Origin of the sequence: Fibrobacter sp., from assembly GCF_045131395.1 — a bacterium.
Taxonomy (GTDB): Bacteria; Fibrobacterota; Fibrobacteria; order Fibrobacterales; family Fibrobacteraceae; genus Fibrobacter.
Genome location: NZ_JBGUQY010000012.1, coordinates 1 through 2,295, shown reverse-complemented (window position 1 = coordinate 2,295; position 2,295 = coordinate 1). Strand labels below are relative to the sequence as shown.

The window sequence follows — 2,295 nt, the reverse complement described above, 5'->3', positions numbered from 1 at the left end:
GAAAAAGTTTCTTGTGGCGATGGGTTTGGTGGCGTTTGCTGTTGTCGGGTGCGATGACAGTTCGTCGGCGTCTGCAGGGCCGAATGACGAAACGGGTGTTGAATCGTCTTCCTCGGTTGAACAGGGCTCATCTAGCAGTGAAAAGGCGAAGACTTCGTCAAGCGACACCCAGAGTGATGCGAAGCAATCTAGTTCCAGTGAAAAGACTGGAAAGTCTAGCAGTAGTGTGGATGCCACTTCGTCAAGTTCTGTCAAGTTGGAAATGTCATCTTCTGTTGAGGATTCGCAGTCATGTAGTAGTGAAACTGCGGTAAATTCTAGTAGCAGTGTGAATGAGTTATCATCTAGTTCTGTTGCGTTGGCGACGCCTTGCAAGACTGAAACTGAAGATAACTGTGAATATGGAGAGTTGATCGATGACCGTGATGGGCGTATTTACAAGACTGTTAAAATTGGTGATCAATGGTGGATGGCGGAGAATTTGGACTATTATGATGATTCAAATATGAGTTTAAAAGGCAAAAGCTGGTGTTATTACGATAGTGCGTATTTTTGTAAAAAGTACGGTCGCCTTTATTCTTGGGTGGCTGCGATTGATTCGGCGAAGTTGGCGAACGATGAAGATAATCCGCTGAATTGTGGTAGCTTCAGAAATTGTTCCCTGCCTGACACTGTATACGGAATTTGTCCGTTAGGCTGGCATTTACCTTCGCAAATGGAATGGGGTGACCTATATATGTCTGTGAATAGTCAATTGGTTGCGGGCAGGGCTCTCAAGTCGCAGAGTGGTTGGTATAATAATGGTAACGGTACGGATGCTTTCGGCTTCTCCGTGTTGCCTGCTGGCATCAGGGGCGACGATGGCTATTTCTATGATGAAGGTGCTAACGCTAACTTCTGGAGTGCCACTAAGTACGATGCTCTCATCGCATACGGCTTGTCCTTGTACTACGGCAGTGAATATGCGGTCATGCTCAATTTCAAAAAGAAGCATGCTTTCTCTGTTCGTTGCGTTAAGGACTAATCCTTTTTGCTTTGCTTGAATCGTTCCGACAGCAAGCAGTAAACGAACATTCCGTAGCTGTAATCCACGAGTGCGAGGATTGCAAGCCATTTGATGGGCGAAATGATGAACCCGAGGAACACGAAGAGTCCTCCGAAAAATGGAACTCCGGAGATATGCCTGCCCGTTCGCTTGCTTTGGATAAGTGCCCCGTAAGACATGACTATAATGAACATGCCTATGGCGATTAGAATGGCGGGCGCTGCCCACGGGTACCATGCTGGAGTCATTTAGTGAAATCCCATCTTGGAAAACAGATTCAGTACGTTTTGTGGTAAAGTATAGAAAAAATGCGCAAAATTCCCACTTTTCGCAAAAGTGGCGTATATAGTATTAGATAGGGACATCCCTATTCAGCCAAGCGGGGGCGTTCCCGAAAATAAGAATAAAAGATGAAATCAAATGATTCTTTCCAAAAAGACATATTGACAAATGTATGTACAAAAGGTATATTGAAGGATGGGGTTCATGGCTAGATGGAATCCCGAAAAGAATGAACTGTTGAAAGCGACTAGAAATGTCTCCTTTGAACAGGTCGAAGAAATAATGCGCAGGGAAGAGGTCCTTGACGACTATGAACACCCGAATCAGGAAAAATATCCTGGGCAGCGGGTTATGGTTGTTAGAATCAATGGCTATTGTTGTCTTGTTCCGTACAAACCTGAACCTGATGGCGATATTTGGCTTAAGACTATTGTGCAGAGCAGAACTGCGCAGAAAAAGTATGGAGGTGCATAATGCGATCTTTCGATGAACATGTGAAAAAGTTTAATCTCGATGACGAAGAACGTGAACTTCTTGCTGATTATGAGGCGAATCATCAGGGCAAACCGCAGATTACAAAAGAACGTAAAAAGGAACTTGCAGCCTTGGCGGGGGCAACCTTTAAAATTCGGGCTTCGGCGAAAAAGCCTTATACGATTCGTTTGCATTCGGGGGCAGTTGAAGTTATCAAGGCTTTTGCTGATCGCTTTGGTGGGCATTACCAAACGCTTGTTGATGATGCCGTGGTGGAACTCGCTGCGAAACTGAAAGCGGAGAATGCGTAAAATTCGTGATAATAAAATGATTTCTGAGTCAATGTTAAGGCGGTGGTGAGGTCGCCTTTTGTTTTTTTGGGGGGAGTGAAAATAAATTACATTTGATGTGGATTTATTATATCGGGTTATCGGAGGTCTTATGAAAAAGTTTCTTGTGGCGATGGGTTTGGTGGCGTTTGCTGTTGTCGGGTG

4 protein-coding genes are annotated in these 2,295 nt (G+C 44.7%); 3 read left to right on the top strand and 1 reads right to left on the bottom strand.

Annotated elements, in window-relative coordinates; translation table 11 throughout:
- Nucleotides 1–1,024, top strand: a 1,024-nt coding sequence (locus ACJMNB_RS05030) for a fibrobacter succinogenes major paralogous domain-containing protein (RefSeq protein WP_405339603.1), incomplete at its 5' end; no start/stop codon positions are given.
- Here the strand turns inward: ACJMNB_RS05030 and ACJMNB_RS05025 are convergent.
- Nucleotides 1,021–1,293, bottom strand: a complete 273-nt coding sequence (locus ACJMNB_RS05025; protein ID WP_405339601.1) for a hypothetical protein — start codon at nt 1,291–1,293, stop codon at nt 1,021–1,023. The genes ACJMNB_RS05030 and ACJMNB_RS05025 overlap by 4 nt on opposite strands.
- Before the next feature lie 238 nt (nt 1,294–1,531).
- Between ACJMNB_RS05025 and ACJMNB_RS05020 the strand changes: the two genes are divergently transcribed.
- Together ACJMNB_RS05020 and ACJMNB_RS05015 are read left to right on the top strand one after the other, a co-directional pair.
- On the top strand, nt 1,532–1,801 hold the full coding sequence (locus ACJMNB_RS05020; RefSeq protein WP_405335699.1) for a toxin: 270 nt from the start codon (nt 1,532–1,534) through the stop codon (nt 1,799–1,801).
- Nucleotides 1,801–2,112, top strand: coding sequence for a hypothetical protein (locus ACJMNB_RS05015; protein ID WP_405339599.1), 312 nt, complete (start codon nt 1,801–1,803; stop codon nt 2,110–2,112). The genes ACJMNB_RS05020 and ACJMNB_RS05015 overlap by 1 nt, the downstream gene beginning before the upstream one ends.
- Nucleotides 2,113–2,295 lie beyond the last annotated feature (183 nt).